Source organism: Variovorax paradoxus EPS (genome assembly GCF_000184745.1).
Taxonomy (GTDB): Bacteria; Pseudomonadota; Gammaproteobacteria; order Burkholderiales; family Burkholderiaceae_C; genus Variovorax; species Variovorax paradoxus_C.
Genome location: NC_014931.1, coordinates 818,142 through 843,797, shown reverse-complemented (window position 1 = coordinate 843,797; position 25,656 = coordinate 818,142). Strand labels below are relative to the sequence as shown.

Annotated in this window: 20 protein-coding genes; 12 read left to right on the top strand and 8 right to left on the bottom strand. The window is 67.7% G+C overall.

Going from position 1 to position 25,656, the window contains the following annotated elements; genetic code table 11:
• The first annotated feature begins 67 nt into the window (after positions 1–67).
• The 5 genes from VARPA_RS03730 (at position 68) to VARPA_RS03710 (ending at position 6,919) form a co-directional block, all read left to right on the top strand.
• Positions 68–760, top strand: coding sequence for a redoxin domain-containing protein (locus tag VARPA_RS03730; RefSeq protein ID WP_234974934.1), 693 nt, complete (start codon positions 68–70; stop codon positions 758–760).
• Positions 761–881: 121 nt separating this feature from the next.
• Complete coding sequence (locus tag VARPA_RS03725) at positions 882–2,225, top strand: MFS transporter (RefSeq protein WP_013539210.1); 1,344 nt, start codon at positions 882–884, stop codon at positions 2,223–2,225.
• A 54-nt stretch (positions 2,226–2,279) separates the two neighbouring features.
• The gene (gene hemE / locus VARPA_RS03720; RefSeq protein WP_013539209.1) at positions 2,280–3,389 is read left to right on the top strand and encodes a uroporphyrinogen decarboxylase; all 1,110 of its coding nucleotides are present in this window, start codon (positions 2,280–2,282) and stop codon (positions 3,387–3,389) included.
• 504 nt (positions 3,390–3,893) lie between these two features.
• Entirely contained in the window at positions 3,894–5,975 is a 2,082-nt protein-coding gene (gene priA / locus VARPA_RS03715; protein ID WP_013539208.1) for a replication restart helicase PriA, read from the top strand.
• Between the two features lie 50 nt (positions 5,976–6,025).
• A complete protein-coding gene (locus VARPA_RS03710) occupies positions 6,026–6,919 on the top strand; it encodes a hypothetical protein (RefSeq protein WP_013539207.1) in 894 nt (297 codons plus the stop codon).
• A gap of 42 nt (positions 6,920–6,961) precedes the next feature.
• Here the strand turns inward: VARPA_RS03710 and VARPA_RS03705 are convergent, their stop codons facing one another.
• Positions 6,962–7,174 (bottom strand): hypothetical protein, encoded by a 213-nt coding sequence (locus VARPA_RS03705; RefSeq protein ID WP_013539206.1) that lies wholly within the window; start codon positions 7,172–7,174, stop codon positions 6,962–6,964.
• Between the two features lie 319 nt (positions 7,175–7,493).
• On the opposite strand from VARPA_RS03705, the gene VARPA_RS03700 reads away from it, so the two are divergent.
• Complete coding sequence (locus VARPA_RS03700; RefSeq protein WP_013539205.1) at positions 7,494–8,138, top strand: hypothetical protein; 645 nt, start codon at positions 7,494–7,496, stop codon at positions 8,136–8,138.
• Positions 8,139–8,147: 9 nt separating this feature from the next.
• Here VARPA_RS03700 and VARPA_RS03695 read toward each other — a convergent pair whose 3' ends face one another.
• Positions 8,148–9,176, bottom strand: a complete 1,029-nt coding sequence (locus tag VARPA_RS03695; protein ID WP_041942764.1) for an AEC family transporter — start codon at positions 9,174–9,176, stop codon at positions 8,148–8,150.
• 180 nt (positions 9,177–9,356) lie between these two features.
• Here VARPA_RS03695 and VARPA_RS03690 point away from each other — a divergent pair, with 180 nt between their 5' ends.
• The 4 genes from VARPA_RS03690 to nadE are packed head-to-tail and all read left to right on the top strand — an operon-like array spanning position 9,357 to position 13,987.
• Positions 9,357–11,471, top strand: a complete 2,115-nt coding sequence (locus VARPA_RS03690; protein WP_013539203.1) for an ATP-dependent helicase — start codon at positions 9,357–9,359, stop codon at positions 11,469–11,471.
• Positions 11,468–11,938 carry a hypothetical protein gene (locus tag VARPA_RS03685; RefSeq protein WP_013539202.1) on the top strand — a complete coding sequence of 157 codons (471 nt, stop codon included), beginning with the start codon at positions 11,468–11,470 and terminating at the stop codon, positions 11,936–11,938. The genes VARPA_RS03690 and VARPA_RS03685 overlap by 4 nt, the downstream gene beginning before the upstream one ends.
• The gene (locus VARPA_RS03680; protein ID WP_013539201.1) at positions 11,935–13,104 is read left to right on the top strand and encodes a phospholipase A; all 1,170 of its coding nucleotides are present in this window, start codon (positions 11,935–11,937) and stop codon (positions 13,102–13,104) included. Before VARPA_RS03685 ends, VARPA_RS03680 begins: the two co-directional genes overlap by 4 nt.
• Before the next feature lie 37 nt (positions 13,105–13,141).
• Complete coding sequence (gene nadE / locus VARPA_RS03675) at positions 13,142–13,987, top strand: ammonia-dependent NAD(+) synthetase (RefSeq protein WP_013539200.1); 846 nt, start codon at positions 13,142–13,144, stop codon at positions 13,985–13,987.
• Between the two features lie 24 nt (positions 13,988–14,011).
• Here the strand turns inward: nadE and VARPA_RS03670 are convergent, their stop codons facing one another.
• The 5 genes from VARPA_RS03670 to VARPA_RS03650 form a co-directional block, all read right to left on the bottom strand.
• Entirely contained in the window at positions 14,012–15,373 is a 1,362-nt protein-coding gene (locus VARPA_RS03670; RefSeq protein WP_013539199.1) for a sigma-54-dependent transcriptional regulator, read from the bottom strand.
• The gene (locus VARPA_RS03665) at positions 15,370–17,205 is read right to left on the bottom strand and encodes an ATP-binding protein (RefSeq protein WP_041942763.1); all 1,836 of its coding nucleotides are present in this window, start codon (positions 17,203–17,205) and stop codon (positions 15,370–15,372) included. The genes VARPA_RS03670 and VARPA_RS03665 overlap by 4 nt, the downstream gene beginning before the upstream one ends.
• Before the next feature lie 190 nt (positions 17,206–17,395).
• Positions 17,396–18,145, bottom strand: a complete 750-nt coding sequence (gene phbB, locus VARPA_RS03660; RefSeq protein ID WP_013539197.1) for an acetoacetyl-CoA reductase — start codon at positions 18,143–18,145, stop codon at positions 17,396–17,398.
• A 37-nt stretch (positions 18,146–18,182) separates the two neighbouring features.
• A complete protein-coding gene (locus tag VARPA_RS03655) occupies positions 18,183–19,367 on the bottom strand; it encodes an acetyl-CoA C-acetyltransferase (RefSeq protein WP_013539196.1) in 1,185 nt (394 codons plus the stop codon).
• Between the two features lie 62 nt (positions 19,368–19,429).
• A complete protein-coding gene (locus tag VARPA_RS03650; RefSeq protein WP_013539195.1) occupies positions 19,430–20,773 on the bottom strand; it encodes a dicarboxylate/amino acid:cation symporter in 1,344 nt (447 codons plus the stop codon).
• A gap of 501 nt (positions 20,774–21,274) precedes the next feature.
• Here VARPA_RS03650 and VARPA_RS03645 point away from each other — a divergent pair.
• Positions 21,275–22,039 carry an alpha/beta fold hydrolase gene (locus VARPA_RS03645; RefSeq protein ID WP_013539194.1) on the top strand — a complete coding sequence of 255 codons (765 nt, stop codon included), beginning with the start codon at positions 21,275–21,277 and terminating at the stop codon, positions 22,037–22,039.
• A gap of 60 nt (positions 22,040–22,099) precedes the next feature.
• On the top strand, positions 22,100–23,548 hold the full coding sequence (locus tag VARPA_RS03640) for an HD domain-containing phosphohydrolase (protein ID WP_013539193.1): 1,449 nt from the start codon (positions 22,100–22,102) through the stop codon (positions 23,546–23,548).
• 280 nt (positions 23,549–23,828) lie between these two features.
• Here the strand turns inward: VARPA_RS03640 and VARPA_RS03635 are convergent, their stop codons facing one another.
• Positions 23,829–25,634 (bottom strand): cytochrome c biogenesis protein DipZ, encoded by a 1,806-nt coding sequence (locus tag VARPA_RS03635; RefSeq protein WP_041943251.1) that lies wholly within the window; start codon positions 25,632–25,634, stop codon positions 23,829–23,831.
• Positions 25,635–25,656: the final 22 nt, after the last annotated feature.

Below are 25,656 nucleotides of genomic sequence, written 5' to 3'. Positions count from 1 at the left end.
GCACTTGAAGAAACGGTTCTAAGCTGCAGTTGTCGTTTGGAATTTTCTAATGGAGCTCACGCTGGCCATGTCTTTTTCGCCAACCTCCGACTCGCGTTCCCTTCGTGCCGCGCGCCATGCCCGCGCCGCCCTGAGCCGAGCCTCCCGCCGTGCCGTCGTCGCCGCCGCAGTCGCGCTCGGCGGTGCCTTCCTGATGGGCACCAACGCCTTCGCCGCACCGGCCGTGGGCCAGAAGGCGCCCGACTTCGTCGCCGTCGACACCACCGGCGCCAAGCACAAGCTCTCGGACTTCGCCGGCAAGTTCGTCGTGCTCGAATGGACCAACCCCGGCTGCCCCTTCGTGCGCAAGCACTACGGCAGCGGCAACATGCCCGCCACGCAGAAGGCCGCCACCGACAAGGGCGTGGTGTGGCTGGCCATCAACTCCACCGAACGCGCCGCGAGCGACTACCTGAAGGCCGACGCGCTCGATGCCTGGATGAAGTCGCAATCGGCCGCGCCCACCGCGGTGCTGATGGACGAAGACGGCGTCATCGGCCAGGTCTACGGCGCGCGCACCACGCCGCACATCTTCATCATCGACCCGAAGGGCACGCTGGTGTATGCGGGCGGCATCGACAGCATCGCCTCGGCGCGCGCGGACGACATCAAGACCGCCACCAACTACGTGAACCAGGCACTGGGCGAAGCCTTCGGCGGCAAGCCGATCTCTGCGAGCACGACGCGGCCCTACGGCTGCTCGATCAAGTACAAAGCCTGACGCGCGCACAAGCGCACACCGTCACTCTTCGAGTGACAGCTACCTGACCCGCGGCGTCAGGTAGCGGTCGGGGAGCCCGGCCTACTCTTGGCGAACACACATCGCCCAAGGGGACAACAAGATGAATCCTGCGCCCTTCGCTGCGCAACAAGGCGCGGCCGCCCGCCCTTCTTCCACCACGGCTTCTTCCTCGAAATTCGCCACCGTCCTGCGCGTGACCGGCGGCAACTTCATGGAGATGTTCGACTTCTTTTTGTTCGGCTTCTACGCCACGCAGATCTCGAAGGCGTTCTTCCCCGCGGGCAACGAGTTTGCCTCGCTGATGCTCACCTTCATGACCTTCGGCGCGGGCTTCCTGATGCGTCCGCTGGGCGCGATTTTCCTGGGCGCGTATGTCGACCGCGTCGGCCGCCGCAAGGGCCTCATCGTCACGCTCGCGTTGATGGCGCTCGGCACGCTGCTCATCGCCTGCGTGCCGGCCTATGCGACCATCGGCGTCATCGCGCCGCTGCTGGTGCTCATCGGCCGGCTGCTGCAGGGCTTTTCGGCGGGCGTGGAGCTGGGCGGCGTGTCGGTGTACCTCTCGGAGATGGCCACGCCGGGCCGCAAGGGCTTCTACGTGAGTTGGCAGTCGGCGAGCCAGCAGGTCGCCATCGTGGTGGCGGCGGCGCTCGGCTACTGGCTCAACGTGACCTTCACCTCGCAGGAGATCGGCGACTTCTACTGGCGCGTGCCCTTCTTCGTCGGCTGCCTGATCGTGCCGGTGCTGTTCATCATTCGCCGCTCGCTGCAGGAAACCGAGGAGTTCATGGCGCGCAAGCACCGCCCCGATGCGCGCGAAATCTTCCAGTCGATGGTCGCCAACTGGGGCCTCGTGGTCGCCGGGATGATGCTGGTGTCGATGACCACCGTGTCGTTCTACCTGATCACGGTCTACACGCCGACCTTCGGCAAGTCGGTGCTGCACCTGAGCACGACCGATGCGCTCATCGTCACCCTGTGCGTGGCGATTTCGAACTTCATCTGGCTGCCGATCATGGGCGCGCTGTCGGACCGCGTGGGGCGCAAGCCGCTGCTGATTTTGTTCACCGTGCTGACCATCCTCACCGCGTACCCGTCGCTCAAGTGGCTGGTCGGCGCGCCGAGTTTCGCGCGCATGCTCGAAGTGGAGCTGTGGCTCTCGTTCCTCTATGCGAGCTACAACGGCGCGATGGTGGTGGCGCTCACCGAGGTGATGCCGGTGAACGTGCGCACAGCGGGCTTTTCGCTGGCCTACAGCCTGGCGACGGCGCTGTTCGGCGGGTTCACGCCGGCGATTGCGACCGGGCTCATCGAGATGACCGGCGACAAGGGCGCGCCGGGCCTGTGGATGACGACCGCCGCCATCTGCGGGCTGATCGCCACACTCGTGCTCTACCGGCGCAACGTGAGCCCCGCCGATGCGCGGCGCGTGCCGGTGGTCTGAGAAGGTGTGAACGGGGTCCCGTCCGCGGGCGCGGGCCCCTGCGACAATTGGGAAATGCCTTTCGCCCCATTGCAAAACGACACTTTCCTGCGAGCCTGCTGGCGCCAGGCCACCGATCACACGCCCGTCTGGCTCATGCGCCAGGCCGGTCGCTACCTCCCGGAGTACGTCGCCACGCGCGCCAAGGCCGGCAGCTTCATGGGGCTGGCGACCAACACCGACTACGCCACCGAAGTCACACTGCAGCCGCTCGCGCGCTATCCGCTGGACGCCGCCATTCTTTTCTCCGACATCCTCACCGTGCCCGACGCCATGGGCCTGGGACTGTCGTTCGAGGCCGGCGAAGGCCCGCGCTTTGCCCGCCCGGTGCGCGACGAAGCGGGCGTCGCCGCGCTCGAAGTGCCCGACATGGAAAAGCTGCGCTATGTGTTCAGCGCCGTGGCCTCGATCCGCAAGGCGCTCGACGGCCGGGTGCCGCTGATCGGCTTTTCGGGCAGCCCGTGGACGCTGGCCTGCTACATGGTCGAAGGCGCGGGCTCCAGCGACTACCGGCTCGTGAAAAGCATGCTCTACGGCCGCCCCGACCTGATGCACCGCGTGCTCGCGGTCAACGCCGATTCGGTGGCCACCTACCTCAATGCGCAGATCGACGCCGGCGCGCAGGCCGTGATGATCTTCGACAGCTGGGGCGGCGTGCTGGCCGACGGCGCCTTCCAGGAATTCAGCCTCGCCTACACCGCACGCGTGCTCGCGGCCTTGAAGCGCACCGGCGCCGATGGCCAGCCCGTGCCGCGCATCGTGTTCACCAAGGGCGGCGGCCTCTGGCTCGACGCCATGCGTGCGCTCGACTGCGAAGTGCTCGGCGTGGACTGGACCGTGAACCTCGCCACCGCGCGCCTCCAGATCGCCGAAGGCTCAGATGGCAAGGCCAAGGCGCTGCAGGGCAACATCGACCCGAACGTGCTGTTCGCGCCGCCCGCGCAGATCGAGGCCGAGGTGGCCAAGGTGCTGCGGGCTTTCGGCAAGCCGCACGCAGACCGCAACGCGCCAGGGCCGACGCACATCTTCAACCTGGGCCACGGCATCAGCCAGTTCACGCCGCCCGACCACGTGGCGGCGCTGGTCGAAGCGGTTCACACGCAGTCGTGCGCCCTGCGCGGTTGAAACTGTCACGCCGGGGCAGGTCACGCGAACGCGCGGGATGGCCCCCAGGAAAACCGCTCCGAATCCGTTTGTCAAGCCCAAAAACGGTCTAGGGGGCCAGACTTATGCACAAAACGCGTGTTGCACTGCGCAAGATCATCTGAGGCACCGCCTTCTTTGCTCCCAAACCAATAGCACGCGTAAGTTGTTGATTTACATAGGATTTGAACTTTGCTTTTTTTTGGGGCAATCCAGCGAGAGCCTTGATTTTCAAGGCCCGCCAGCGTGTCGAGCCTTGTTGTCAACAAAGTTATCCACAGAAACTCTGGATGGCGGGCAAAGCACTGAAAAATCAACGACTTAAGTGGATTTGCTCAAAGTCGCATTAACAACCGTCGCCAACAAGGTCCCCCCATCTCCACAGCCAGCTCCACCCCCGAAACGGACGCCCCGACCGCGGGTAACTCCGCTCCGCCGCCGCCTGACAGCGCGCCGGCGGGTCTGGCGTGGCGTCTCGATATCGCGGTGCAGACGCCGGCGCACGCCGCGCTCGGCGACCTGCTGAGCTACGCCGGTGCCGCGCCGCTCGTGCCGGGCACGCTGGTGCGGGTGCCGCTGGGCCGGCGCGAGGTGCTGGGCGTGGTCTGGAACGAGCCCATCTCGCTGGCAGGAACGGGGGCCGAGCCCGACATGGCCCTCAAGCCCGTGGGCGCCGCGCTCGACGCGCTGGCGCCGCTCGGCGAGGCCTGGCGCGACCTCGTGGCCTTTGCCGCGCGCTACTACCAGCGCTCGATCGGCGAGATCGCCCTGGCCGCCCTGCCGCCGCAACTGCGCGACCTGACGACGACCCAGCTCGCGCGCCGCCTCAAGCGCAAGACGACGACCGGCCCAGTCGCCCAGACGGCCGAAGCCGCCAACCTGATTGCGTTGAGCCCGGAACAGACGGCGGCGCTGGCCCGCATCGAGGCGGAGAGCGGCACCTTCCTTCTGGTCGGCAGCACCGGCAGCGGCAAGACCGAGGTCTACCTGCGCTGCGTGGCCGACCTGCTCGCGCGCGACCCCGAGGCGCAGGCGCTGGTGATGGTGCCCGAGATCAACCTCACGCCGCAGCTCGAAGCGCGCTTCAAGGCCCGTTTCGGCGACGAGGCCGTCGTGTCGCTGCACAGCGGCATGACGAATCCGCAGCGGCTGGCGAGCTGGCTCGCGGCGCACAGCGGCGCCGCCCGCATCGTGCTGGGCACGCGCATGGCGGTGTTCGCGTCGATTCCGGGGCTGAAGCTCATCGTGGTCGACGAAGAACACGACCCGAGCTACAAGCAGCAGGAAGGCGCCCGTTATTCCGCGCGCGACCTTGCCGTGTGGCGCGGCCAGCGCGAGGGCGCGAAGGTGATCCTCGGCTCGGCCACGCCCTCGCTCGAAAGCTGGCACCAGAGCCGCCCCGCCGAAGGCGACGATCCGGGCGGGCGCTATGTGCGTCTCGAAATGCCATCGCGCATCGGCGCCGGCGAGTTGCCCGCGGTGCGGCTGGTCGACATGAACCTGCAGCCGCCGAAAACCGTGCTCTCGGGCGCGCTGCTCGACGCCATCGGCCAGCGCATCGCGCGCGGCGAGCAGAGCATGATTTTCCTGAACCGCCGCGGCTACGCGCCGGTGCTGGCCTGCGGCGATTGCGGCTGGAAGAGCGAATGCCCGCACTGCAGCGCCTACCGCGTGTTCCACAAGATCGACCGCACGCTGCGCTGCCACCACTGCGGCTTCACCGAGCGCGTGCCGCGCGCCTGCCCGGCCTGCGGCAACCCCGACATCGCGCCCGTGGGCCGCGGCACCGAACGGCTCGAAGAGCACCTGGCCGAACTGTTCGCTACGGTGAAGCGGCCCGACGGCAGCGCGGTGCGCATCGCGCGCATCGACGCCGACAGCACCAAGAAGCAGGGCGCGCTCGAATCGCAACTTGCTGCCGTGCACGCGGGCGAAGTCGACGTGCTGGTCGGCACGCAGATGATCGCCAAGGGCCACGACTTCCGGCGCATCACGCTGGTGGCCGCGGTGAACCCCGATGGCGCGCTGTTCTCCAGCGACTTCCGCGCGCCCGAGCGGCTGTTCAGCCTCTTGATGCAGTCGGCCGGCCGCGCCGGGCGCGACGCCGCCTACCTCGCGGCGCAGGGCGCGACGGCCGAGATGTGGATCCAGACCTTCCACTCGCAGCACCCGCTTTTCATGGCGCTGCGCAAGCACGACTACGCCGCCTTCGCCAAGCAGCAACTCGACGAGCGCCAGGCCGCCGCGATGCCGCCCTTCGCGTTCCAGGCGCTGCTGCGCGCCGATGCGCGCGAGCAGTCGGTGGCGCAGGCCTTCCTGAACATCGCGGCCGATGCGGCCGAGGCGCTGCCGGGCGCCGACATCGTCACGCGCTACCCCGCGGTGCCGCTTTCGATCCAGCGCGTGGCCAATGTGGAGCGCGCGCAGATGCTCATCGAAAGCCCCTCGCGCGCCGCGCTGCAGCGCCTGCTGGCGAGCTGGCAGCCGCTGCTGCACGAGTTGCGCCGCACGCCCGAGGGCAAGGGCGTGATCCGCTGGCTGGTCGACGTCGATCCGCACAGCATCTGAGCCGGTTGTCCTGCACGGCGCAGCGGCGGGCGGCGCCAAGGTGAACCGGCATGAACAACATCCTCGCTTCCGTGGCGCGCCGGACCGGCCTCTCGATCGTCGCCATCGCGCTGATGGCCGCATCGGCGCCGGCCCTGGCGCAGCAGCCGTCCGCTGATACCGGAGCCGCCGCCGCGCTGCGCGCGAAGCTGCAGGCGCTCGCGCCGCAACTGGAACGCAATGCCTTCCGCCGGCCGCTCGCGCTCGAATCGAGCGAAGCAGCCGATCGATTGAGCGGCGACGTCTATGCGCTGGTGGACCATCCCTTCGCGCGTGTGAGCGGCACGCTGCGCGAGCCGGCCGCGTGGTGCCAAGTGCTGATGCTCCACCTCAACACCAAGCACTGCGCGGTGAAGGGCGGCGGCGCCACGCTCGCGGTGGCCATCGGCCGCAAGTTCGACCAGCCGCTGTCGGATGCGCAGACCATCGCCTTCGCCTACACGCCCGGCAAGGCGGATGCGAACTACCTCAACGTGCGCCTGAGCGCGGACACCGGCCCGCTTTCCACACGCGACTACAGCATCGTGTTCGAAGCGACGCCGGCCGATGGCGGCAAGACGGCGATCCACCTGCGCTACGCGTATGCCTACGGCACGGCGGCGCGGCTCGCGATGAAGGGCTACCTCGCCACGCTCGGCAGCGACAAAGTCGGCTTCACGCCCGCGGGACAGGGCGGCTACATCGGCGGCGTGCGCGGCGTGGTGGAGCGCAACACCATGCGCTACTACCTCGCGATCGACAGTTATCTCGATGCGCCCGCCGCGGGCCAGCTCGAGCAGCGCCTTGGGGCGTGGTTCGATGCGACGGAGCAGTACGCCAAGCAGCTTCACGAGATCGAGAAGAGCGACTACTTGACGATGAAGCGCCACGAGTTCCAGCGCATGCAGCAGCCGACCGCGTCCTGAAAGGACGCCGACAACGTCGCGTTCATTCCAAGAACTCAGTGATCAGTGGTGGCCGGTGGGCTCCTTGCCCATGTCGACATAGCGCAGCTCGCGGTGATGCCGGCGCCGCGCAATGCTGCCCGGCCATGCGAACACCACGAGGCTCAACGCGGCCAGCGCGATCGACGCCGCCGTGCCCAGCAGACCGACGTGCCACACCCAGCCCACGCCGGCGAGCCATGCCACCCACAGCAGGATGCGAACCAGTATTGCCATCACGCGCCCTATTCACGTCTTCACATCTTTGACCTGGAACCACTTTAGCAGCGCATCTGCAAACTCAAGCATTCAACTGAAGGCATATCGATGCCTACGACTTACGGCCTGCCCTGTGATTACCCAGAAATAATCTGCAAAAGGTGTTGACGCGATGCCATGAGGCTGTTCAAGCTGTAAACGCGCAGTAAACCCGCGAACCGACGCGGGGCCCCGGGTTCCAAGCAAGCTCGCTCGCTCACACGCAAAGGTCGCCGTGAAACCGTCGTTTCTTCCTGGTTGGGTCCTCTCGCTTGCGTGCATCGCCGCCGTTGCCGGCATGGTCGGCACACCGGTTGCCGCCACCGCCGCGGACATCGAATTGCAAGGCCGCGAACTGGTGGTGTCGGGCATGCTCGACGGCAGCGCGATCAAGACCTTCACCGATCACCTCGCGAGCGGCACCGTGCGCACCGTGGTGTTCGAAGACCTCTCCGGCGGCACCGCCGATGCGGCGGGCGCCTTTGCCGATGCCATTCGCGCGAGCGGCGTCGACACCGAGATCCGCGGCCAGTGCATGGCCGCCTGCGCGTACGCGTTCCTTGCGGGCAAGACGCATCGATTCGGTTATGGCTTCCAGGTCAACGGCATCCTGCTGCCGGTGGCCGCGCGCCCCACGGCGGCCGAGCTGGCCGTGCGCTGGCGCGGCGAGGAAGCCCACAAGACACTGGCCGACTTCACGCCCCCAACCGCCAGCACGGCGGGCACGGCGACGGCGAAACCGGTGGAGGCCAGTGTCCCGCCCACGAAAGACGAGAGAGACAACTGGCAGCCGGATCACGGCATCCTCTTCACCGCGAGCCCCACCCTCTTCGGCCGCATCTACAACGCCTACTACTGCGACGGCACGCAGGGCCGCGATTTCTCGAAGTGCGAGCGCATCTCGGATGCCGATCCGTACAAGCTCGGCGTGCTCACGCCGTAGCCCGTCGCCTCAGCGCAGCAGCCCGACCGCCAGCGGAAAACTGAAGAACGCCGCCACCGTCGTCCACAGGATGATGCGTGCGATGCGGCCGTTGTCCGCACCGAAGCGCTCGGCCAGCATCGACACATTGCTCGCACTCGGCAGCGCAGCGACCAGCACGATCACCACCAACGCCGCGTGCGAGAGCGGCAGCCCCAGCGCGATGGCGCCCGCGCCCAGCGCCCACACCAGCACCGGATGCAGCAGCAGCTTCACCGCCACCACCGGCAGCACATCGGCCAACGGTGCCTTGGGCATGGCGGCGCTTCCCGTTCCCATGGCCTCGGCCACCGCGGCGCTCGCCACGTGCTCACGTGCCAGCAATGCGGAGCGCGCCAGCACCGCGCCGATGGTGAAGAGCGCCACCGGCGAGGCCGCATCCGCGAGCATGGCGATGGTGCGGTCGATAGGACCCGGCAACTGCCAGCGCGCGGCCGACAAGAGCACGCCCAGCAGGATCGACCACGGCATCGGATTGACCAGGATGCCGCGCAGCGCCTTGCGCGCCGCCTGCGAGGCGCCGTGCCGCCCCCCACTGCCGGCCTCGCCGGCGCCGTCGAGCCGCGACAGCGCAATGCACAGCGACGAGGTCACGACCAGGTCGAACGCGATCGTGATGATCATCGGCCCGGCCGCCTGCGCGCCGAGGATCGCCACCAAGAGCGGCACACCCATGAAGCCGGTGTTCGGAAAGGCCGCCACCAGTGCGCCGAAGGCCGCGTCGTTCCAGCCGATGCGCGCATTGCGGGTGAACATGACCACGCCCGCCACCACGGCCAGCGCGCTCGCGCCCCAGATCAGTGCCACGCTGCCGTCGAGCAGCTGCGCGATCGGCGTGCCGGCACCGAAGCGCAGCAGCATGCAGGGCAGCGCGAAATACAGCACGAAGGTGTTGAGGCCGGGAATCGCCTCCAGCGGCAGGAGGCGGGCGCGGGCGGCGGCATAGCCGGCCGCGATCAGCGCGAAGAAAGGGAAAGTTACAAGAAATACAGGCAGCACCGCGCGATTGTCGTTGCCCGGGCCATTCCTAGCCTTCCTGGCCCTTCCTGGCCCTTCCTGGCCCTTTTCCTGCATGCGCCCTGCGTGCGCCGCCTACAACGTCCGGTGGGGCCGGCCCCGTATCATTGCCCGCTTTGCGCCTGCCGTTCCCCACGGCGTTCCCCGGTTCTCCCTCTGCACATGTCCCACGGTCTCAATCTCGCGCAACAAGAAGCGGTCAACTACATGCACGGTCCCTGCCTCGTGCTGGCAGGCGCGGGCTCGGGCAAGACGCGGGTCATCACGCACAAGATCGGCCGGCTGATCCAGGCCGGCCTCGAACCCAAGCGCATCGCGGCCATCACCTTCACGAACAAGGCGGCCGCCGAAATGCGCGAACGCGCCAAGGACCTGATCGGCCGGGACGCGCGCAAGGTGATCGTCTGCACCTTCCACGCGCTGGGCGTGCGCATGATGCGGGAAGACGGCGCGGTGCTGGGCCTGAAGCCCGCCTTCAGCATCCTGGACAGCGACGACGTGACCAAGATATTGAAGGACGCCGGCGGCACCACCGACATCGCCACCGCCCGCATCTGGCAGTGGACCATCAGCAAGTGGAAGAACATGGGCCTCGACGCCCAGCAGGCCGCGGCCGCGGCGGTGGACGACAACGAGCGCATCACGGCCGAGGTCATGCGCCATTACGAGGAGCGGCTGCAGGCCTACCAGAGCGTCGACTTCGACGACCTGATCGGCATGCCGCTCAGGCTCCTGCACGACTTTCCCGAGGTGCGCGCCAAGTGGCAGGCCGCGCTCGGCCACATCCTGGTGGACGAATACCAGGACACCAACGCCACGCAGTACGAGGTGCTCAAAGCCCTGGCCGGCGACCGCGCCCGCTTCACCGCCGTGGGCGACGACGACCAGTCGATCTACGGCTGGCGCGGCGCCACGCTGGACAACCTGAAGAAGCTGCCGATCGACTACCCGACGCTCAAGGTCATCAAGCTGGAGCAGAACTACCGTTCCACCAGCGCCATCCTGCGTGCGGCCAACAACGTGATCGGCCCCAACCCCAAGCTGTTTCCCAAGACGCTGTTCTCCGAGCTGGGCGAAGGCGAGCCGGTGCGCGTGGTCGATGCCGACACCGAGCTGCACGAGGCCGAACGCGCGGTGGCGCGCATCGTGAGCCTGCGCGCGGGCGATGCCGTCACGCAAGGGGCGCAGCACAAGGAGTTTCGCGACTTCGCCATCCTCTACCGCGCCAACCACCAGGCGCGGATCCTGGAGCAGGCGCTGCGCCGCGCGCAGATTCCCTACAAGGTGTCGGGCGGCCAGAGCTTCTTCGACCGTGCCGAAATCAAGGACCTGTGCGGCTGGTTTCGCCTGTGGGTCAACAACGACGACGACCCCGCGTTCCTGCGCGCCATCACCACGCCCAAGCGCGGCATCGGCCACACCACGCTCGCGAGCCTGGGCACCTTCGCGAGCCAGTACAAGCTGAGCCTGTTCGCGGCGCTGTTCAGCCCGTCGCTGCCCAGCGTGATCCCCAAGCGCACGCTCGATGGCGTGCACGAGTTCGGCCGCTACATCAACGACCTGGAATACCGCGCGCGCCGCACCATGGGCGCCGAGGCTTCCCGCACCTTCATGCTCGACTGGCTCAAGGAGATCGACTACGAGCGCCATCTCTACGAAGGCGAAGAGAGCGAAGCGGCCGCCGCCACACGCTGGAACAACGTGCTGGAGTTCGTCGACTGGATGTCGCAGCGCGCCGGCGGCTCGCTGGACGACGCCTCGGGTGCCAACGACAACGACGACAGCGGCGAAACCGAACGCAAGAGCCTGCTCGAGGTGGCGCAGACCATCTCGCTGCTCTCGACCATCAGCGAGCGCGAGCAGGACCAGAACGTGGTCACGCTCTCCACGCTGCACGCCTCCAAGGGCCTGGAGTGGCCGCACGTGGTGCTGATCGGCGTGACCGAGGGCATGCTGCCCTTCAAGCTCGACGACGACAACGGCCGCCAGAAGGTGGTGAGCGACGAGACGACGCAGCGCCTGCAGGAAGAGCGCCGCCTGATGTACGTGGGCATCACCCGCGCGCAGCGCACCTTGGCCGTGAGCTGGACCAAGAAGAGGAAGCAGGGCCGCGACATGGTGCCCTGCCAGCCGAGCCGCTTCATCGCCGAGATGGGCCTCGACAAGACCACCACGAAGGAAGACCCGCGCGAGAAGCTCAAGGCGCTGCGCGCCGAGTTCGCACGCAAGGCACAGGACAGCGCGGCTGCGAAGGCGGCCGCCGCGGCGGTGCCATGAGAGCGCTGCTCGCTGCCTTCGCCGCGTTTGCCGCGCTTGCCGCGCTTGCCCTCACCGGCTGCGCAGCGGTCGATCCCAAAGATCCCAATTGCCCCGCCGACGCGCGCGACCTGCCGCTGACCTCGCTCTACGGCCGCTGGGAAGCGCGTTTCGACGGCCTGCCCGCCGTGTCCGTCGTGCAACTGGGCAAGCATCCCGACTACGCCGGCGTGCGCGGCACGATCACGCGCAACGCCGATGGCGGCGCCAAGCCTTCGGTGGCGCAACTCGCGGGCGACGTCGACGACGAGGGCGCCCTCTCCATCGACGAATCGCTGGACGGCCGCGCCATCAGCGGCAACTGGGCCGGCACCTTGCAGCCGCGCTCCTGCGGCCGCGAATTCAGGGGAACCTGGCGCAATGCCGCAAACGACAGCACGCACCCGTTCGTGCTGACCAAAACGGGCGCCATGGAAGGAAAACAATGACTACCCGCACACATGCACTTTTCGCAACGTCCATGACGTTCGCTGCCTGCCTGGGCGGCACGGCCGCCTACGCGCAGGCCCTCGACAAGCCCGCAAGCCCGCTGGCCGATGCGCAACTCACATGGCAGCAGTGCACGGCGCTCGGCAACAACAACGACGCCCGCCTCGCCTGTTTCGACCGCTGGGCGCAGCAGCAGACGCTGCCTTCGGTGTCGGTACCGGTCGCGCCGCCGGTGCTGGCCAGCACGCAGCCCGCGCCGCCCGTGGACGGCTCGATGCCCGCCACCCGCGTGATCTCGGTCGCCACCAGCGAAGGCTGTCGCGACCGCCAATACTCGGCGCTCTCGCGTTTCTGGGAACTGGAGAACGCCACCGATTGCGGCACCTTCGGCTTCCGCGGCTACCGGCCGCTCAACGTGTCGGCCTCGGCCGCCACCAACAAGCCGCAAGTGCCGACCTCGCCCTCGGCCGGCCACACCGGCGAAGCCGTCGCCTACCAGGCCAACGAGATGCGCATCGGCCTGTCGGTGCGCACCAAGCTCGCGCAGGGCCTGCTCACGCAGAACGACCCGGTCAAGAAGGATTCGCTGTGGTTCGCCTACTCGCAGCAGTCGACCTGGCAACTGTTCAACGGCGACATCTCGCGGCCGTTCCGCACCACCGACCACGAACCCGAGCTGATGTATGTCTACCCGACCGACTTCAAGCTGCCGGGCGGCTGGCGCTGGCGCTACACGGGCGTGGGGCTGGTGCACCAGTCGAACGGCCAGACCCTGCCGTTGTCGCGCAGCTGGAACCGCGTCTACCTGATGGGCGGCGCGGAACTGGACGACCGGTTCCAGATCACCGGGCGCATCTGGAAGCGCATGTCCGAGAGCGCCGCGAAGGACGACAACCCCGACATCTCCGACTACATCGGCCGCGCCGAAATCACCGGCCGCTGGAACCTCGACCGCGACAACACGCTCGGCCTCACGGTGCGCAACAACCTGCGCGACAGCGGCCGCGGCTCGGTGCGGCTCGAGTGGCTCAAGGCCATCGGCGATCCGACCAAGAGCAACCTGCGCTTCCACACGCAGCTCTTCCATGGCTACGGCGATACGCTGGTGGACTACAACCGCAAGCGAACCGTTCTGAGCATCGGTCTCAGCCTGGTTGATTTCTGATCATCTTCATCACCCTCCACACACGCAGGCAGAAACCATGAGCGCCGATCTTTCCCCCGTCGATGCCACGCAGCGCGAGATCATCGCGGCGCTGCATGTGGCTCCCGTGTTCGATGCCGCCGCCGAACTCGCGCGGCGCGTCGATTTCCTCGCCGGCTACCTGAAGCAGACCGGCCTGAAAACGCTGGTGCTCGGCATCAGCGGCGGCGTCGATTCGCTGACCGCCGGCTGCCTCGCGCAGCGCGCCGTCGAGAAGCTGCGCGCCGAAGGCTACGACGCCAGCTTCATCGCGATGCGCCTGCCCTACGGCGTGCAGAAGGACGAAGCGGAAGCCCAGCGATCGCTCACGGTGATGAAGCCCGACCGCACGATCACCGTCGACATCCGCCCCGCGGCCGACGGCATGCTCGCCGCGCTGAAGGCGGGCGAACTCAAGTTCCGCGATGCGGCGCACGAGGACTTCGTGCTGGGCAACATCAAGGCGCGCCAGCGCATGATTGCCCAGTTCGCGGTGGCCGGCGCGCACGACGGCATCGTCATCGGCACCGACCATGCGGCCGAGGCGCTGATGGGTTTCTTCACCAAGTTCGGCGACGGCGCGGCCGACATCACACCGCTCACCGGCCTCAACAAGCGCCGCGTGCGTGCCGTGGCGGCGCTGCTCGGAGCGCCCGACGAACTGGTCCACAAGGTCCCGACCGCCGACCTCGAATCGCTGGTGCCGGGCAAGCCCGACGAAGACGCCTTCGGCGTCACCTACGAAGAGATCGACGACTTCCTCGAAGGCAAGCCGGTGTCGGCCGCGGCGCGCGCGATCATCCTGTCGACGCACCGCAAGAGCGCGCACAAGCGTGCGTTGCCGGTGGAGCCGCCGTCGGCGTGATCGCCGCGCCGCCCTGAACAGCGGCTACTTGAACTCCTCCGCCGCGATCCCCAGCTTGCGCAGCTTGTCGTGCAGCGTCTGGCGCGCAATCGCCAGTGCGGTGGCCGTGGCCGGCTGGTCGCCCTGGTGCTTGCGCAGCGCCTCGACGATCACCGCGCGCTCGAAGGCCTCGACCTGCTGCGGCAGCGCGCGCGGCAGTGCAGGCAAGCCTTCACCCGTTCCACGCGCCTGCGTGAGGCGCTCGCCAGGCAGTCCCAGCACGAAGCGGTCGGCCACGTTGCGCAGTTCGCGCACATTGCCCGGCCAGGCGTAGGCCATCAGGTCGGCCAGTTGGGCGCTGGTGAGCAGCGGCGCCGCGCGCTCGTAGCGGCTCGCGGCCAGCAGCGTGAAGTGCTCGAACAGCAGCGGAATGTCTTCGCGGCGCTCCCGCAGTGGCGGCAGCTCGATGAAGGCGACGCCCAGGCGGTAGTACAGGTCGGCCCTGAACTTCTGGCGGTCGCTCATTTCCTTCAGGTCGTCCTTGCTCGCGGCCACCACGCGGCAGTCGAAAGGAATCGCCTTGTTGGAGCCGATGCGCTCGATGCTGCGCTCCTGCAGCGCGCGCAGGAGCTTGATCTGCACCGGCATCGGCATGCTCTCGATCTCGTCGAGAAAAAGCGTGCCGCCGTTGGCGTATTCGAACTTGCCCACGCGCACGCGGTTGGCGCTGGTGAAGGCGCCGGCCTCGTGGCCGAAGAGCTCGCTCTCGGCCAGCGCCTCGGGCAGGCCGCCGCAGTTGAGCGGCACGAAGTGCTGGCGCCGGCGCTCGCTGTGGTCGTGCAGGCAGCGCGCGATGAGTTCCTTGCCGGTGCCGGTCTCGCCGTAGATGAGCACGTCGGCCGAGGTCTCGGCCAGCGTCATCACGGTGCGGCGCACCAGTTGCATCTGCGCCGAGCGGCCGATCAGCACCGACTGGATGCCGTTCCAGTTCTCCAGCGCATCGCGCAGCGCACGCACTTGCAGCGAGAGCTGCCGGCGCTCGATGGCGTGGCGCACGATCGCCACCAGCCGCTCGGAGCTGAAGGGCTTCTCGATGAAGTCGTAGGCGCCTTCGCGCATCGCCTGCACCGCCATTGCGATGTGGCCGTGGCCGGTGACCAGGATCACGGGCAGCTCGGCATCGGCGGCATGCAACTGGGGCAGCCACTCGGTGCCGCTCAGGCCCGGCAGGCGCACGTCGCAGACCACGATGGCCGGCACGCCGAAGCTGATGTGGCTGCGCGCGCGCTCGGCGCTGTTGAAGGCTTCGACCTCGAAACCGGCCAGGGTCAGCACCTGGGTCGTGCTGAGGCGGACGTCTTCGTCGTCCTCGACCAGCATCACCCGGATGGCAGGGGCTTCGCTCACTTGTTGATCACTCCTGTGGGGGTGGGAATAAGGATGTTCTGCACGGCGGCAGGCAGGTCGACGACGAAACAGGCGCCGCCTTCGGGCTGGTTGGCCGCGCGCAGCGTGCCGTCCATGGCGCGCACCAATTGTGCCGAGATCACGAGGCCGAGCCCGAGCCCCGTGCCCGCCGGCTTGCTGGTGACGAAGGGCTCGAAGAGGCGCGGCAGGATGTCCTGCGGAATGCCCGGCCCGGTGTCGCTCACGCGCAAGATCACCCGGCCCTCCCGCGGCCGCGCCTCGATGCGCAGCGTGCGCGACGGCGCGTCCTGCATGGCGTCGATGGCGTTGCGCATCAGGTTGACGAGCACGCTGCCGAGCGCGGCCTCCTCGGCCATCGCGCTCAGGCTCGCGGGCTGCACGTCGACCTCGATGGCAACGGCGTTCTTCTTCGTGGCCTCGGCCACGATGACCTGCGCATCGGCAATGGCACGCGCCATCGGCACCGCGGCCAGTGGCAGCTCGCTCTTGTGCGCGAAGGTCTTGAGCTGAGAGGTCAGCCGCGCGAGGCGATCGACCATGCCGCGGATGCGCTGCAGGTTGCCGCGCACGTCGTCCAGGCGGTTCTTGTCGAGCAGGATGCCGGCGCTCTCCGAGAGCGTGCGCATCGCGGTGAGCGGCTGGTTCAGTTCGTGCACCACGCCCGTCGACATCTGGCCGAGCGCCGCCATCTTGCCGGCGTGCAGCAGCTCGCCCTGTGCGGCGCGCAACTGCGCGGTGCGCGCCACCACGGTCGACTCGAGGGTGTCGTGCGCGGTCTGCAGCGCGGCCTGGTTGGCGAGCTTCTGTCGCACGGCGCGGCGGCGCTGCCACAGCGTGACGGCGATCAGCAGCAGCACCGCCATCGCCAGGCTCGCGGTGATAGCCGCGTTGCGCGCGCCCACCCGCACCGGCGCCAGGTCGTCGAGCACCACCAGTTGCCATGGCGCGCCGCGCAGCTTGCGCGTGGAGGCGAGCTGGTCCACGCCGTCGAGCGTGATCACCTGCACGTCGCGCGCCAATGCTTCCTTCTGCGCCCATTGCAATGGCTGCAGCGCGGCTTCGCCGTACGGCCGCGAGCGCTGCACCTCGGCGCGCTGCAGGCCGTCCAGCGGGAGCATCGGGCGGAACTTGATGTCTTCGCGGGTGGCGAGGATCACCACGCCGCGCTGGTCGATCAGCACCACGTCGCCCGGGAGCTTGCGCCAGGCGCGCTCGGCCTCCTCCAGGTTGACCTTGACGGCCACCACGCCGCGCGTGGGCTGGTCGCGCCGCAGCGCGTACGACAGGTAGTAGCCGGGCTTGCGGCTGGTGATGCCCACGCCGTAGAAGCGGCCCCGGCCCTGCCCGAGCGCATCGATCACGTAGGGGCGGAACGAAAAGTCCTGGCCGACGGTGGTGCCGGGCCGGTCCCAGTCGGAGGCCGCGAGCGAGATGCCGCCGGCGTCCAGCACATAGAGCATCTCGGCGCCCGCCGCGGCATTGACGCCGTTCAGGTAGCGGTTGACCGCCTCGCGCAGCGCGCCATCCGAAGGCGTCCCGAGCAGCGCCGGGACGATGGGCGTCATCTCCAGCAGCGCGGGCAAATACTCGAAGCGGGCCAGGTCGGCGTCCAGGCCCGTGGCGAGCATGTCCAGCCGGTGGTCGGCCGCATCGCGCAGGCGCGCGAGGCCGGTCTGCATCGCGACATGGTGGCCGGCGAAGGCGGCCACGGCCACCAGCGCCAAGGCGCCGAGCCAGCGGGGCAGGCCGCGCCAGCGTCTGGGAGTGTGAGAAGGCAAATCGAAGCGCCGTGCCGGCTCCCGTGAAGTCATGCGCCCGTTATTGCACAAGGCCGTGAAGGCCGCATCAGTGGCAGCCCGGTGGGGCATATCCTGCGACGTTTCCTGCAACATTTCGTCCAGGCTCGGCATGCGCTCAGACCCATCGCGCGGCCGGCGCGCAGGCGAACTTGTGGATCAGTGCGGCTTGATCGATGCCGCTCTCAAAATCATGGCCGTGCGCTCACTGCATGTGCTGGCCGCCGTTGATGGCGATGTTCGCGCCCGTCACGAAGGCGGCTTCTTCCGAAGCCAGGTAAATGATGAGGCCCGCCACTTCCTCGGGCTTGCCGAGACGGCCGACGGGGATGTGCGGCAGGATCTTGCTGTCGAGCACTTCCTTCGGAATGGCCGTGACCATCTTGGTGCCGATGTAGCCGGGCGAAATGGTGTTCACCGTCACGCCCTTCTTGGCCACCTCGAGCGCCAAGGCCTTGGTGAAGCCGTGCACGCCGGCCTTGGCGGCCGAGTAGTTGGTCTGGCCGAACGCGCCCTTGGAGCCGTTCACCGACGACACGTTGATGATGCGGCCCCAGCCCCGCTCCACCATGCCGTCGGCCACCTGCTTGCTCATGTTGAACAGGCTGTCGAGGTTGGTGCGCAGCACGGCGTTCCAGTTGATCTGGTCCATCTTCTTGAAGGTCATGTCGCGCGTGATGCCGGCGTTGTTGACCAGCACGTCGACCGGGCCCAGCGCCTCCTGCACCTGGCGCACCGCCTCCGCGCACGAGTCGTAGTCGGCCACGTCGCAGGGCACGGCCAGGATCTGGTAGCCGCGCGACGCCATCTGCGCCACCCACTCGGCGTGCGACTTGTTGCCCGGCGAATAGGTCACCGCGAGCTTGTAGCCCGCATCGACCATCTTGGTGGAGATCGTCTCGCCCAGGCCGCCCATGCCGCCGGTGACCAGGACCACTTGTTGTTTGTTGCTCATTGGCTTGCTCCTTCGTCGTGTGATGAAAAAAATCGGATCAGGCGCGTTCGACGGCCAGAGCGACGCCCATGCCGCCGCCGATGCACAGCGAGGCCAAGCCCTTGTTCGCGCCGCGGCGGCGCATCTCGTGCAGCAGCGTCACCAGCACGCGGCAGCCCGAGGCGCCGATCGGGTGACCGATGGCGATGGCGCCGCCGTTCACGTTGATGCGGCTGGTGTCCCATTCCATCTGCTGGTTCACCGCGCAGGCCTGCGCCGCGAAGGCTTCGTTGATTTCCATCAGGTCGAGGTCTTGCGCCTTCCAGCCCGCCTTCTTGAGCGCGAGCTGCGAAGCGGGCACCGGGCCCATGCCCATGAGCGACGGATCGAGGCCCGCGCTCGCATAGGCGCGGATCACGGCGAGCGGCTCGAGGCCCAGCGCGGCGGCGCGCGAGGCCGACATCACCAGCACCGCGGCGGCGCCGTCGTTCAGGCCCGAGGCATTGCCCGCGGTCACCGAGCCTGCCTTGTCGAACGCGGGGCGCAAGCCGGCGAGCGCATCGGCGTTGGTCTTGCGGTTCACGAACTCGTCAGTCGAGAAGACGATCGGGTCGCCCTTCTTCTGCGCGATGCTGAACGGAAGGATCTCGTCATTGAAGCGGCCCGCATCCTGCGCAGCCGCGGCCTTCTGCTGCGAGGCGAGCGCGAGCGCGTCCTGCATCTCGCGCGTGATGCCGTACTTCCTGGCCACGTTCTCGGCCGTGGTGCCCATGTGGTACTGGTTGTAGACGTCCCAGAGGCCGTCCACGATCATCGTGTCGACCAGCTTCCAGTCGCCCATGCGCTGGCCGTTGCGCGAGTTGGGGAGCACATGCGGCGCGGCGCTCATGTTCTCTTGCCCGCCGGCCAACACGATCTCGGCATCGCCGCACTTCACGGCCTGTGCCGCGAGCATCACGGCCTTCAGGCCCGAGCCGCAGACCTTGTTGATGGTGAGGCCCGGCACGCCGATGGGCAGCCCGGCCTTGATGACCGTCTGCCGCGCCGGGTTCTGCCCCGCGCCAGCCGCGAGCACCTGGCCCATGATGACTTCCGACACGGCATCGCCCGGCACGCCGGCCTTCTCGAGCAGCCCCTTCACCACATGCGCGCCCAGGTCGGGGGCGGCTGTGCCGGCGAGCGCGCCGCCGAACTTGCCGACCGCCGTGCGTTGCGCGGCCACGATCACGATTTCGTCTGACATGAGAGTCTCCTTTGGGGGTTGATGCGAGAGCGAGAGAGGAAGTGAAGCGACTTCGTTGCGGTTCAGCGCGCCGGGCCGGCGGGCATGTGCACCTCGGTCGCGTCGAGCACCTGCTCGGGCTCCTCGGCCTCGGCGGTGCTCTCCTGGTTCAGGATGCGGTTCATGCGCACCGTGTCCAGGTCGTCGGTCCATTTGGCGACGACCACGGTCGCGACACCGTTGCCGATCAGGTTGGTCAGCGCGCGCGCTTCCGACATGAAGCGGTCGATGCCCAGAATGAGCGCGAGCCCTGCCACCGGCACATGGCCCACGGCCGAGAGCGTGGCCGCCAGCACGATGAAGCCGCTGCCGGTGACGCCCGCCGCGCCCTTCGAGGTGAGCAGCAACACCGCGAGCAGCGTGAGCTGCTGCGTGAGCGTCATGTCGGTGTTGGTCGCCTGCGCGATGAACACCGCCGCCATCGTCAGGTAGATCGAAGTTCCGTCCAGGTTGAACGAATAGCCCGTGGGCACCACCAGCCCGACCACCGACTTCTTGGCGCCCAGGTTCTCCAGCTTGGCCATCATGCGCGGCAGCACCGATTCGCTCGATGAGGTGCCCAGCACGATCAGCAGTTCTTCCTTTATGTACTTGATGAACTTCCAGATGCTGAAGCCGTGGAATCGCGCGATTCCCCCCAGCACCACGAAGATGAACAAGAGGCAGGTCAGGTAGAAGGTCGCCATGAGCTGGCCGAGCTGCAGCAGCGAGCTCACGCCGTACTTCCCGATGGTGAAGGCCATCGCGCCGAAGGCGCCGATGGGCGCGACCTTCATGATGTAGCCCACGATCACGAAGAGCACATGCGAGCCCTTCTCGATCACGTCGAACACCAGCGTGCCGCGGCCGCCGAACTTGTGCAGCGCAAAGCCGAACATCACCGCGATCAGCAGCACCTGCAGGATCTCGCCCTTGGCGAAGGCATCGACCACCGTGTTGGGAATCACGTTGAGCAGGAAGTCCGTGGTGCTCTGCATCTTGCCGGGGCCGGTGTAGGCCGCGACGCTCTTGGCATCCAGCTGGCTCACGTCGACATTCATGCCGGCGCCGGGCCGCACGATGTTGATGATCACCAGTCCGACCACCAGCGCGATGGAGCTCACGATCTCGAAGTACAGGAGCGCGAGGCCCCCGGTCTTGCCGACCTTCTTCATGTCTTCCATGCCGGCGATGCCGACCACCACCGTGCAGAAGATGATCGGCGCGATGATCATCTTGATGAGCTTGATGAAGCCGTCGCCCAGCGGTTTCATCGAGGCGCCGGTGTCGGGCCAGAAGTGGCCCAGCAGCACCCCGAGCACGATGGCCGTGATGACCTGGAAGTAGAGGGATTTGTAAAAGGGCTTGGGTGCGGCCTGAGAGTCCACGGGTATCTCCTAGAAAATTTCTGGCACCGGCGGCACGCGGCCGGGCACCTGCAGAACGATCGACGGGGGATGCAAACGCTGGCTGCCGCAGTGCGGCCCGGCAGCACGAACGCATCGGTCCGCCTGACGGTCGCCGCAGGCTCAAGGTCGCCTGGGGCTGTGGGTTTGTCTCCTGTGTCATGGCCGGCACCTCATCGGGTCGCGCGGCCGCTCCCGTGAACCCAGCAATCGATATGCCATGCGCAAGCCGCCGTCCGAAGCGCGCTAAGCCGTTGATTTCATGAGGATCGGCGCCGCCCTTGACCCTTCGGCCTGCCGAGAATCCGGATACGCAGCCGGATGTCCGTCCGAACCACCGGACCCGGAACCAAGGGCAAACCCTGAGTGACAAGGGCCCGGCCGGCGCCAGTAGGACATTCGTCCAATGGCGTTCAAAACCCCGCGCGACGACAGTACGGGCTCCCCTTCACCACTGCTTCCAACCTTCTCTTCAGGACCCTCATGAAAACCGCTCAACGCTTCAAGCTCGCCGCCGCCGCCCTCGCCATCGGCCTCTCCTTCGCCACCGGCGCCATCGCCGCCGACAAGCCCAGCGTGGTCATCGTCCACGGTGCATTCGCCGACGGCTCCGACTGGGCCAAGGTCATTCCGCTGCTGCAGGCCAAGGGCGTGAACGTGGTGGCGGTGCAGAACCCGCTCACTTCGCTCGACGACGACGTGGCCGCTGCCAAGCGCGCCATCGATGCGCAGCCCGGCAAGGTCGTGCTGGTCGGCCACTCGTGGGGCGGCTCGGTCATCACCGAGGCCGGCGCGAACGACAAGGTGTCGTCGCTGGTCTACATCGCGGCCTTCGCACCCGATGCGGGCCAGACCTCGGCCGAGCTCGGCAAGGACTACCCGGCCGCGCCCGGCTTCGCGCACATCAAGGCCGATGCGAGCGGCTTCCTGTCGCTCACGAAGGAAGGCATGTCCAAGCACTTCGCACAGGACCTTCCCGCCGCCGCCACCTCGGTGATGACCGCGACGCAGGGGCCGATCCAGGGCAAGTCGTTCGAGCAGAAGCTGACGGTGGCCGCCTGGAAGACCAAGCCCTCGTGGTTCCTGGTCGCGAATTCGGACCACATGATCCAGCCCGCGCTGCAACGCGACATGGCCAAGAAGATCGGCGCGACCGTCACCACGGTGAACAGCAGCCACGTGCCGCAGCAATCGCAGCCGGCCAAGGTGGCGCAGGTGATTCTGGACGCCGTGAACCAATCCAAGTAAGGTGCCCGGCGCGCTGGCCCAGGCCGGCGCGTTTTCTTACTTTTTTCTTCGATTTCTCCCGTGCAGCCTGCGCCCCATATCCCGGTCTTCGACGCCATCAAGGCCCTTGCATTCGTCGGCGACCTGAGCATGGGGCAACCCATCGACCATTCCGCGCGCACCGCGTGGATCGCCTCGCAACTCGCCGCCGCCCTCGGCCGCGATGCCACGGTGCAAGGCCATGCGGCCTGCGCGTCGCTCTTGCGATGGTCCGGCTGCACCGCGAATGCGCCCGAGTTCTCCGACCTGATGGGCGACGACGTCGGCGGGCGCCGCGCGATGCTCTCGAACGCATCGGCGAGCGCCGCGGCCGAGCTCGCGGCCTCCGTCGGTCCGATGGCGGAGATCCATTGCGAGGTGTCCGGCGACATCGCACGCACGCTGGGCATGCCGCCGGGGGTCGAGCGCACGCTGCGCCACATGTTCGAGACCTTCGACGGGCAGGGCAAGCCGCACGGGCTGCGCGCCTCGCAGATTCCCGAAGAGGTGTTCATCGTCTCGGTCGCGGGCGACCTTGAAATCTTCTCGCGCGTGCATGGCCTGAGCAATGCCTTGCGCTACATCGCCGACCGCGCCGATGCGCGCTATCCGGCCTTCGTGGTCGATGCGGTGCAACAGCACGCAGTCGACTGGCTGCATGCGCTGGAGCAAGGTGCGGCGGCCGACATGCAGTCGCCCTCCAATGCACTGCGCGAGACGACCACATCGCTCGAACTGATCGCCGACGTGATCGACCTCAAGCTGCCATGGATGACCGGCTTCTCGCGCCGCGTGGCCGATGCCGCATTCGCGTGTGCTGCCGGCGTGGGGCTGGGCGATGTCGAGCAGGGGCAGGTGCGGCGCGCGGCCCTCATCCACGGCATCGGCCGCGCGTCGGTGCCGAACGCGGTATGGGATTCGCCGGGTGTGCAGAGTGAAGCCGACAAGGAACGCCTGCGCCTCGTGCCCTACTGGACGGACCGCGCGGCGCGCCGCATCGGCACGCTGCGAACCGAAGCGGAGATCGCCTCGTTCGTGGACGAGCGCCTCGACGGCTCGGGTTTTTTCCGCGGTATCAAGGGGCCGGCCATCGATGTGGCGGGCCGTGTGTTGGCGGTGGCGGCGCATTGGGTGTTGTTGCGCACCAGCCGTCCGGGGCAGGCTGCGCTCGATGAAGCCGATGCGATCGCGGCGCTGAAACGCGAGGCGGAACTTGGGCGGCTCGATGCGGCGGCTGTTGCTGTACTGACGGGGCACCCACAGACCGAAACTGCCATCGCGCCATCGAACGAAGCGGCCGCCCTTCTCTCCAGTCGCGAGATCGAAGTGCTGGGGCGCATCAGCCTGGGTGACAGCAACAAGGAAGCGGCGCGCGTGTTGGGCATCAGCCCGAGCACCGTGCGGGCGCATCTGGAGAACATTTTTCGCAAGCTCGAATGCACGACGCGGGCTGCGGCTACCTTGAAGGCGTTGACGCTCGGGTTGCTCTGAACGCAAGCTGCTGTTCGGGGTGGGTGCACAGGCCACCGGGTACTCCCCTCCGCGAATGTCCCCCGGGCTTCGCCCTCCTCCTTGATTTCGCTGCGGGGAGCACCCGATGCCCTGCGCACTCGCGCGCGCCGCGGGTGTATCGCTGATCAACGACGGCTCTGAAAACGAACGTGCCGATGGGGTGCCTTGCGCAGCGAAATCAAGGAGGAGGCCGCAGGCCGGGGGACATTCGCGGAGCAAGGTACCCCGTCGGCGCGATCGCCGCCCTGAATGACTTCCTTCAGCCGAACGTGAACGCGTAAGCCTGCGCCCCGCCGTCGAGGAATTCGATCTCGAACAACCGGTCCTTCCCGCTCTTCGTCTGGCGAACGAGCTGGTAGAGCTTCTGCGCCTCGATGGTCCCGTAGCCTTGCGCGTCGGTGTCCGCGCCGTGGTCCGCGAGCGGCGCCTTGCCGTCGATGAGAACGCGGAAGCGCACCGGCTTGCCATCCGCCATGGGGCCGAGCACAAGGTGCAGATCACGCGCCTGGAAGCGGTAGGCAATGCGGCCGTTCGGCTGGTTCGACACGGCGCGCTCGGACTCCACGGTCCACTCGCCCGCCAGTGCCCACTGGTTCGTGCGCAGCATCGCAGGGCTTTGATAGACATGCGCACGGCCGTTCACCAGACCACCGGGCGATGCGAAGCCTTGCGCACGCTCGGCGCCCACATAGGTCTCGCCCGACATCGCGAGTTCGTCGCCCGGCGCGGCCTGCGTGCCCTCGCCCTTCGGTGCGACCACGCCAGCCGGCAGGTTGCGTTGCCCCGCTTCGGCGAGCAACTGCTGGAGGATCTGCTCGGCCTTGTCGTAGCGGTTCTCGCCGAACTGGTGATGGCGGATGCGGCCCTCTGCATCGATGAAATAGAACGCGGGCCAGGCCTGGTTGTCGAAGCCGCGCCAGATCTTGAAGTCGTTGTCCAGCGCCACCGGGAACTCGATGCCGAGGTCCTTCGTCGCCTTGCGCACGTTGGCCGATCGCTTCTCGAACGCGAACTCCGGCGAGTGCACGCCGAGGACGACGAGCCCCGCGTCCTTGTACTTCTCGGCCCAGGCACGAACGTAGGGCAGCGTGCGCAGGCAGTTGATGCACGAGTAGGTCCAGAAGTCGACCAGCACGACTTTCCCGCGCAGGGACTCGGGGGTCAGCGGTGGCGAGTTGATCCATTCGGTCGCACCGGCAAGCGAAGGGAACTGCCCCTCTATGCCGAGCTTGTGCACGGGTGCCGGTTCGGGGAGCACGGCGGCTGTCTTCACGAGGCCGGTGTCTTGTTGCTGCGGGGAAGATTCGACCAAGGGCGTGGATTGCGGTTGCGGCTTCGGCATGTCGATCTTCTCCACGAGCGCTTTCTCGAGTGCCGAGGTGGTGCCCACCGAGAGCTGGCTGAGCACGCCGGTGTCGAGCCCCAGCGCGATCGCGCCAACGCCCACCAGCACGGCAACGCCGGCCACGCGACGCACCCACTCGCCGGTGTGCAGCGACCGCTTCATGACTGCGAACAAGCGTCCGCCGAACAGCAGCGCCGCAGCCAGCGAGGTGCACGCGCCGGCGGCGTACGCGAACAGCAGCACGGTGGTGCCGACGCTTGCGCCGTTGAGCGCAGCGCCCGTCAGGATGAGCCCGAGGATCGGACCCGCGCACGGAGCCCAGAGCAGACCCGTGCCGACGCCCAGCAGCAGCGGCGAGAACACCGAGGCCTTGGCATTCGGACCGTCGGGTTGCGCTTGCGCCAGGCGAATGCCCAGCGCGACCAGCGGCCGGCTCATACGGTCGGCCACGCTCGGGAACAGCAGCGTCACGCCGAAGAGCGCGAGCATTGCGATCGCCGCGTAGCGCCCGTATTCGTTGACCGTGACCACCCAGCCGCCACCCACTGCCGCCAACGTGGCGATGGCGGCGAAGGCCACCGCCATGCCCAGCAGCATCGGCAGGCCATGCGAGCGGAACGGGCGGTCGGCGCGTGCGAACACGAAGGGCAGCACCGGCAGGATGCAGGGGCTCAGGATGGTGAGCACCCCGCCCAGGTAGGCAATGAGAAGGAGCAGCAGCATGGTTCGGGTCTCGTTTGTA

What these genes read in the sequence shown, in the direction of transcription:
- VARPA_RS03730 (WP_234974934.1), top strand. Translation starts at nt 68, where the DNA reads ATGTCTTTTTCGCCAACCTCCGACTCGCGTTCCCTTCGTGCCGCGCGC.
- VARPA_RS03725 (WP_013539210.1), top strand. Translation starts at nt 882, where the DNA reads ATGAATCCTGCGCCCTTCGCTGCGCAACAAGGCGCGGCCGCCCGCCCT.
- hemE (WP_013539209.1), top strand. Translation starts at nt 2,280, where the DNA reads ATGCCTTTCGCCCCATTGCAAAACGACACTTTCCTGCGAGCCTGCTGG.
- VARPA_RS03710 (WP_013539207.1), top strand. Translation starts at nt 6,026, where the DNA reads ATGAACAACATCCTCGCTTCCGTGGCGCGCCGGACCGGCCTCTCGATC.
- VARPA_RS03705 (WP_013539206.1), bottom strand. Translation starts at nt 7,174, where the DNA reads ATGGCAATACTGGTTCGCATCCTGCTGTGGGTGGCATGGCTCGCCGGC.
- VARPA_RS03700 (WP_013539205.1), top strand. Translation starts at nt 7,494, where the DNA reads ATGGTCGGCACACCGGTTGCCGCCACCGCCGCGGACATCGAATTGCAA.
- VARPA_RS03690 (WP_013539203.1), top strand. Translation starts at nt 9,357, where the DNA reads ATGTCCCACGGTCTCAATCTCGCGCAACAAGAAGCGGTCAACTACATG.
- VARPA_RS03685 (WP_013539202.1), top strand. Translation starts at nt 11,468, where the DNA reads ATGAGAGCGCTGCTCGCTGCCTTCGCCGCGTTTGCCGCGCTTGCCGCG.
- VARPA_RS03680 (WP_013539201.1), top strand. Translation starts at nt 11,935, where the DNA reads ATGACTACCCGCACACATGCACTTTTCGCAACGTCCATGACGTTCGCT.
- nadE (WP_013539200.1), top strand. Translation starts at nt 13,142, where the DNA reads ATGAGCGCCGATCTTTCCCCCGTCGATGCCACGCAGCGCGAGATCATC.
- VARPA_RS03665 (WP_041942763.1), bottom strand. Translation starts at nt 17,205, where the DNA reads ATGACTTCACGGGAGCCGGCACGGCGCTTCGATTTGCCTTCTCACACT.
- phbB (WP_013539197.1), bottom strand. Translation starts at nt 18,145, where the DNA reads ATGAGCAACAAACAACAAGTGGTCCTGGTCACCGGCGGCATGGGCGGC.
- VARPA_RS03655 (WP_013539196.1), bottom strand. Translation starts at nt 19,367, where the DNA reads ATGTCAGACGAAATCGTGATCGTGGCCGCGCAACGCACGGCGGTCGGC.
- VARPA_RS03645 (WP_013539194.1), top strand. Translation starts at nt 21,275, where the DNA reads ATGAAAACCGCTCAACGCTTCAAGCTCGCCGCCGCCGCCCTCGCCATC.